This is a genomic window from Corallococcus sp. CA047B (assembly GCF_003612065.1).
GTDB classification, from domain to species: Bacteria; Myxococcota; Myxococcia; order Myxococcales; family Myxococcaceae; genus Corallococcus; species Corallococcus praedator.
The window spans coordinates 1-6,171 of record NZ_RAWD01000446.1 but is presented as its reverse complement, the minus strand read 5'-3'; the positions used below and the strand labels follow the sequence as shown (position 1 = coordinate 6,171).

The 6,171-nt window shown below is 70.9% G+C and carries 8 protein-coding genes; 6 read left to right on the top strand and 2 right to left on the bottom strand.

What is annotated here, in order from left to right:
- Together D7X74_RS38455 and D7X74_RS38450 are read left to right on the top strand one after the other, a co-directional pair.
- Nucleotides 1–513, top strand: a 513-nt coding sequence (locus tag D7X74_RS38455) for an ureidoglycolate lyase (protein WP_120537933.1), incomplete at its 5' end; no start/stop codon positions are given.
- 117 nt (nucleotides 514–630) lie between these two features.
- Complete coding sequence (locus D7X74_RS38450) at nucleotides 631–1,440, top strand: class I SAM-dependent methyltransferase (protein WP_158620326.1); 810 nt, start codon at nucleotides 631–633, stop codon at nucleotides 1,438–1,440.
- 4 nt (nucleotides 1,441–1,444) lie between these two features.
- On the opposite strand, the gene D7X74_RS38445 is transcribed toward D7X74_RS38450, so the two are convergent.
- The gene (locus D7X74_RS38445; RefSeq protein WP_120537931.1) at nucleotides 1,445–2,359 is read right to left on the bottom strand and encodes a DMT family transporter; all 915 of its coding nucleotides are present in this window, start codon (nucleotides 2,357–2,359) and stop codon (nucleotides 1,445–1,447) included.
- Nucleotides 2,360–2,480: 121 nt separating this feature from the next.
- On the opposite strand from D7X74_RS38445, the gene D7X74_RS38440 reads away from it, so the two are divergent.
- Nucleotides 2,481–3,428, top strand: a complete 948-nt coding sequence (locus D7X74_RS38440; RefSeq protein ID WP_120537930.1) for a LysR substrate-binding domain-containing protein — start codon at nucleotides 2,481–2,483, stop codon at nucleotides 3,426–3,428.
- 70 nt (nucleotides 3,429–3,498) lie between these two features.
- Entirely contained in the window at nucleotides 3,499–3,798 is a 300-nt protein-coding gene (locus tag D7X74_RS38435; protein ID WP_120537929.1) for a hypothetical protein, read from the top strand.
- Nucleotides 3,799–3,863: 65 nt separating this feature from the next.
- On the opposite strand, the gene D7X74_RS38430 is transcribed toward D7X74_RS38435, so the two are convergent.
- Nucleotides 3,864–4,499 (bottom strand): NAD(P)-dependent oxidoreductase, encoded by a 636-nt coding sequence (locus D7X74_RS38430; protein ID WP_158622355.1) that lies wholly within the window; start codon nucleotides 4,497–4,499, stop codon nucleotides 3,864–3,866.
- 176 nt (nucleotides 4,500–4,675) lie between these two features.
- Here D7X74_RS38430 and D7X74_RS38425 point away from each other — a divergent pair, with 176 nt between their 5' ends.
- Together D7X74_RS38425 and D7X74_RS38420 are read left to right on the top strand one after the other, a co-directional pair.
- The gene (locus tag D7X74_RS38425; RefSeq protein ID WP_120537928.1) at nucleotides 4,676–5,230 is read left to right on the top strand and encodes a MarR family winged helix-turn-helix transcriptional regulator; all 555 of its coding nucleotides are present in this window, start codon (nucleotides 4,676–4,678) and stop codon (nucleotides 5,228–5,230) included.
- A partial coding sequence (locus tag D7X74_RS38420) for a chloride channel protein (RefSeq protein ID WP_147446833.1) occupies nucleotides 5,217–6,171 on the top strand: 955 nt, incomplete at its 3' end. The genes D7X74_RS38425 and D7X74_RS38420, both read left to right, overlap by 14 nt.

Here is a 6,171-nt window from a genome sequence, read left to right as displayed (position 1 = left end):
GCCCCGCCCCGCTCCATCGTCGCGCGCCCCCTGACGCCGGAGGCCTTCGCACCCTTCGGTGACGTCGTCTCCGCCGGGCTCAAGAGCGGCGCCTCCGCGAACCAGGGCACCGCGGTGCGCTTCGACTGGTCGGCGAAGCTGGAGAGCGACCGCGCGGGCGCGAAGCCCAACCTCGCGGTGTTCCGCTCGGTGCCGCAGCCCCTGCCCTTTTCGGTGAAGCTGCTGGAGCACCACCCCCGCTCCAGCCAGGCGTTCCTGCCCATGCGCTGCTCACGGTTCCTGGTGTGCGTCGCGCCGACCGCGCCGTCAGGAGGACCCGACCTGGACGGGCTGGTCGCGTTCGTCTGCGGCCCCGGCCAGGGCGTCAACTACCACCGGGGCGTGTGGCACCACCCCATCATCGCGCTCGACACCCCCGCCGAGTTCGCGATGCTCGCGTGGGAGGACGGGAGCGCGGAGGACTGCGTCGTGCGCCAGTTCTCCGCCCCCCTCTCCGTGCTCGTCGGGGACTGAAGCCCCAGTCCCCAACACGGCCAGGCACAGCGTCGTCACGACCCTCATTGCGGACCTTCCTTTCGGAAGAGGACGCATCTCATGCAAGCTGCGGGCGGGCTTCCAAGGAGGGCGTGCATGGCCAACGCTGTATCGAAGACCGCGTATTACACCCTGGGCTGCCGGGTGGCGGATGCGCGCAAGCCCCGTCCCCTGTGCGGCGACACCTTCGCGTCGCGGTTCATGAACGACGAGGCCCGGCAGGTCTGGGAGCGCTTCCAGTCCTTCACCCAGCCCAATGCCAGCAATGCCGCCCGGCATCAGATCATCGACACGCTGGTGCAGGAGGAGCTCGACCGCGATCCCCAGGCGCGGGTGGTGGTGCTCGGCGCGGGCTTCGACACGCGGGCCTACCGCCTGCGGGGCGGACGGTGGCTGGAGATCGACGACGCCAGCATCATCACCCAGAAGGACGCGAGCCTTCCGGTGACGGAGGCGAAGAACCCCCTGGAGCGCATCGCCATCGACTTCGCCACGGAGTCGCTCGCCGCCCGGCTGGCGCCGTACCGGGATTCGCGGCGCACGCACGTCATCATCGAAGGCGTGCTCATGTACCTGACACACGCCCAGCGCCGGGACATGCTCGCCGTGCTCCGGGACGTGTTCCCCCAGCACGCCGTGTATTGCGACCTGATGAAGGCGTCCTTCTTGAATGCCTACAGCCGCGACCTGTACGCGGTGCTGTCCGAAATGGGCGCGTTCTTCCAGGACATGACGGATGCCCCGGAGGCCGTCTTCCTGGAGGCCGGCTACACGCCCGCGTCCTCCACCTCCGTCCCCCTGCGCTCGGCGGAGCTGGCGGGCCAACGGGTGCCCGCCTTCGTCATCCGCCACGTCCTGCGCCCGGTGCGCGACGGCTACCGCATCTGGAAGTTCGAGCGGACCTGACGCCTCACGGTGCCTTGCGGACCGGGGGCGGCTGCCCCAGCGCCACGCTGCCCAGGATGAGCGTGCCCGCGATGAACATGGAGGGCGTCAGCGGTTCGTCCAGCAGCATCCAGGCCCAGGCCACCGCGAACAACGGCACCAGGTACGTGACGGACACGGCGCGCGCCGCGCCGATGCGCTGGATGAGGCGGTAGTACACGGCATACGCGAAGCCGGTGCAGACCATGCCCAGGGACGCCGCCGCCATCCACGGCCGCGCCCCGATGGACTCGGCCGGCCACGTGGCGATGGCGAAGGGCAGCATCAGCAGCGCGGAGCAGGACAGCGTGGCGGCGGCCACGGCCGCGGCGGGCAGGCCGGTGAGGTGGCGCCGCACCATGTTCGCGCCAATGCCATACAGGAACGCGGCCAGGGTCCCCGCCGCCGCCGCCCAGGCGATGCTCTCCCCCGCCGCCTTGCCGCTGGCCAGCACCACCACCCCGACGAACCCGGTGAAGAGCGCCACCGCCCGCTTCACGCCGATGCGCTCCCCGTAGAAGAGGAACGCCACCAGCGCGGTGAACAGCACCGCCATGCTGTTGGTGATGGCCCCGATGCCGGCGGGCGCACGCCGCGCGGCCCAGGCGAACAGCGCGAAGGGAATGGCCGAGTTGAGCACGCCCACCAGCGCCAGCTTCGGCCACAGGCCGGGCCCGAAGGACGCCCGCGCGCGCCACAGGAACGGCATCAACACCAGGGCGCCCAGCGCGAGCCGCAGCTCCACCAGCGGCAGCGGGCCAAAGGCCGGGGCCGCGATGCGCATGAACATGAAGGACGCGCCCCAGATGGCGGCCAGCCCTCCCAGCTCCAGCGGCGTGAGCCACGCCCGGTTGAGGGTGGGTGATACGGGGTGGGGATGGGTGAGACCGGAAGCACTCATGGCGGGTCTCCTGAGCGGAGGAATGAACCAGGTTTCTGACTGGACCTCTTTTCACGCCCGCCCCTTTATTCAACAAGCGCATACTTTCCGGGTCAGCCACAAGCCAGATTTGAGGCTCCTCATGACCCTGCTGCGCACGGATCTGCTTCCCGCCCTGGCGGCCTTCGAGTCCGCCGCCCGCCACCAGAACTTCGCCCATGCGGCGGAGGAGCTGCACCTGACCGCCAGCGCGGTCAGCCACCACGTCCGCAAGCTGGAGGGGCGGCTGGGCATCGTGCTGTTCCAACGGCACGCGCGCGGCGTGGCGCTGACCGCCGAAGGACGACAGCTCGCGGATGCCGCCAGCAACGCGATGGCGGACATGGACAGCGTCCTGGGCACCCTGCACCGCGCGCGGGACGAGGACGACGTGGTGCGCGTCACCACCCTGCAGTCGCTGGCCTACGCGTGGCTGCTGCCGCGCCTGCCCCGGTTCGCCGCCGCTCACCCGCGCGTCCGCCTCCACGTCGACACGACGCTGTCACTGACGCGCTTCGACGAGGGCGGCCCCGACGTGGGCATCCGCTATGGCCAGGGGCCCTGGACGGGCCTGAGCGCGCAGCCCCTGATGGGCGACTCGCTGTTTCCCGTGGCCTCCGCGAAGCTGGGCGGCATCGAGCAAGCGCGGGACGCGGAGGACGTCGCGAAGCTGCCCCTGGTGGCCGACCTGTCGCGGCAGGGCTGGGCGGACTGGTTCCGGGCCGCAGGCGTGCGGACCACCCGGTTCGACGAGCGCTACAGCTTCAGCGACTCCACCGGCGCGCTGATGGCCGCGGTGCAGGGCCTGGGCGCGGCGCTCGCCCGCGAGAGGATTGTCGCGCCGTACTTCGCGGACGGACGGCTGGTCCGACTGCCCGGGCCCACCGTGCCCACGCGCTACAGCTACTTCGTGGTGACCCCGGCGCACCGACGGCCTCGCGCCGCCGTGCGGACCTTCATTGATTGGCTGCTCACGCAGCCCTCACTGCCCGACCCCATGGTCGCTCCGACGCAAGGCGTTGCACCGTCACGCCGGAAAGTTCGGCAATGACTGCCCAACCTTTTCCCTGACGTCAAAAGGGTCCACACTGGCCGCGCAGTTCCCCTCAAGAGGAGCACGCATGCGCACGCTGATGAAGTCGCTGCTGACGTTCTCGGCTGTCCTTTCCCTCGCGCCCATGACTGCCTTTGCCCTGCCGCCCCAGTGTGATGACATCTGCTGGTCGGCGGATTGCGACACGCCGTGTGGCATGCGCAACCGCTGGAGCACGTGTGGGGCATGGGACCCGGGACTGTGCGTGGGCGCCGTGACGCCCTCCGAGCCCTCGGCCTCGGTGACGCCGGATGAGGCCCGCGACGCCGAGCAGGTCTGCAGCGAGGAGAACCCGACCGCCGAGCAGGCCGTCACCGCGGGGAGCTGAGTCGCGGTGTCCGTTCGCGAGGTCCGGGAGTCACGTCTCCGGGCCTCGCGGCGGGCCAGGCCTTTTCAGCCGCCCAGCTGGACCGCGTGCTTCACCCAGGTGTCGACCTCCACGGCCTTCACGAGGAAGTCCGCCACGTCCGCCCGGGAGATGGCGAAGGGCACCTTCTCCAGCGCGGTCTTCGTCACGTACCGCCCGCGCGCGGGCCCGTCGGTGAGCCGGCCCGGCCTCGCGATGACCCAGTCGAGCCCGCTGCCGCGCACGAGCTGCTCCTGCCGATCGTGGTCCTCGAAGGGCAGCTTCAGGATGAGCGACCTCACCAGGGTGCGCACCACGACGTTCATGAGCGCCTGGCTCTCCCCCGCCCCCATCGCGCTCAGCACGGACAGCTTGCGCACGCCGTGCGCCTTCATCGCGTCGATGACGAGGCCGGTGCCCTGGGTGAAGTAGTTCGGGTTCTCCCTGAACGCCTTCAGCTGCGTCGCGGACGCGGTGAGGATGACCGCGTCCTGCCCGCGCACGGCCTCCTCCACGGAGGCGCGCTGGTGGAAGTCCCCCTTCATCCGCGTCAGCTTCGGATGCTCCAGCACCAGCTTCTCCGGGCTGCGCGCGAAGGCCGTCACGGCGTGCCCTCGCTCCAACGCGGTCCGGACCGCGGCCGCACCTGTTCCCTGCGATGCCCCGATGACCACGATTCGCATGTCGCTGCCCCTCCCTGGGCGCGACCGTAACGCCGGGCCCCCCACACCGCCAGGGTTCCGCATCCCCACCGAGGGTCCGAGCCTGCGTCCCGACAGGAGCCCCGTCCCCCGGCTGCCCGGCCTGCCCGCGCTTTCGCTTGTGCCCGCGCACCAAGGCCCGTAGCTTGGGATGATATATGGGCTCCCATTCAAATCGCTCCGCGCCATCGTCCGAGGTCTCCGGCGAGGTGCGCTCGGCCATGGAGAGCGTGCGCCGGCTGGTGCGCGTGTTGAGGGTCTCCGCGCGCGCCTCCGAACGGCTGGTGGGCATCAGCGGTGCCCAGCTCTTCATCCTCCAGGAGCTGGCGGAGGCCGGGCCCTGCTCCATCAACGCCCTGGCGGAGCGCACGCTGACGCATCAGAGCAGCGTGTCCGTCGTCGTGGCGAAGCTCATCGAGCAGGGACTGGTGAGTCGCAACCGGTCCCCCGAGGACGGCCGCCGGGTGGAGGTGTCGCTGGAGCCCGCGGGCCGGGCCCTGGTGAAGAAGGCGCCTCCCATGGCCCAGGCGCGCCTCATCTCCGGCTTGCGCGAGTTGGAGCCACGCGTGCGCACCGGCCTGGTTCAAGGCCTGGAGGCCTGGGTGCGGGAGCTGGGGCTGGAGGGCGACGTGCCCTCGCTCTTCTTCGAGGACGAAGCCGCGCGCCCTTCCAGGAAACGCAAGTCACGGGAGCACACGGATGAAGAAGCCTGACGTAGAACGCATCGAGGAAGCGGTAGGAGAAGGACCCCAGGCGCGAGAACAGCTCCCGGTGGCCCCGTCCATGGGCCCCGCGCTCGCGAACCTGCGAGCGCCCCGCCTTCATGAGTCGGTGGACCGGCGCGCGGTGTTCATCAGCGCCATGGCGGTGGTGCTCGCGGTCGTGGCGGCCCTCGTGGCCCAGGGGCTGGGCGCGCTGATCCACTTCTTCACGAACCTCGCCTTCTTCGGCCGGCTGTCGGTGCAGCCGGCGTCGCCCGGGGACAACAGGCTGGGCCTCTGGGTCATCGTCGTTCCCGTGCTGGGCGCGATCGTCGTGGGCCTGATGGCGCGCCATGGCTCACGGGCCATCCGGGGCCACGGCATCCCCGAGGCCATGGAGCAGGTGCTGTACAACCAGAGCCGCATCCCGCCCCGGATGACCCTGCTCAAGCCACTGTCGGCGGCCATCGCCATTGGCACGGGCGGCCCGTTCGGCGCGGAGGGCCCCATCATCGCCACCGGTGGGGCGCTGGGGTCGCTGCTGGGCCAGGGCCTCCATGTGACGGCCGACGAGCGCAAGGCGCTGCTCGCCGCCGGCGCCGCCGCGGGCATGGCCGCCACCTTCGGCGCGCCGGTGTCCGCGGTCCTGCTCGCCGTGGAGCTGCTGCTCTTCGAGTTCAAGCCCCGCTCCGTCATCCCCGTGGCGCTGGCCACCGCCACCGCCACCGGCGTGCGGATCGCCTTCATGGGCGGCGCGCCGGCCTTCGTCATCCCGGACCTCGTGACGCCTTCCGGAAGCGCGCTCGCCTTCTATGGGGTGATGGGTGTCGCCATGGGCATGGCGTCCGTGGTGTGCACGCGCGCGGTGTACTGGCTGGAGGATGCGTTCGAGAAGCTCCCCCTGCACTGGATGTGGTGGCCCGCGCTGGGCGGCGTCGTGGTGGGGGTGGTGG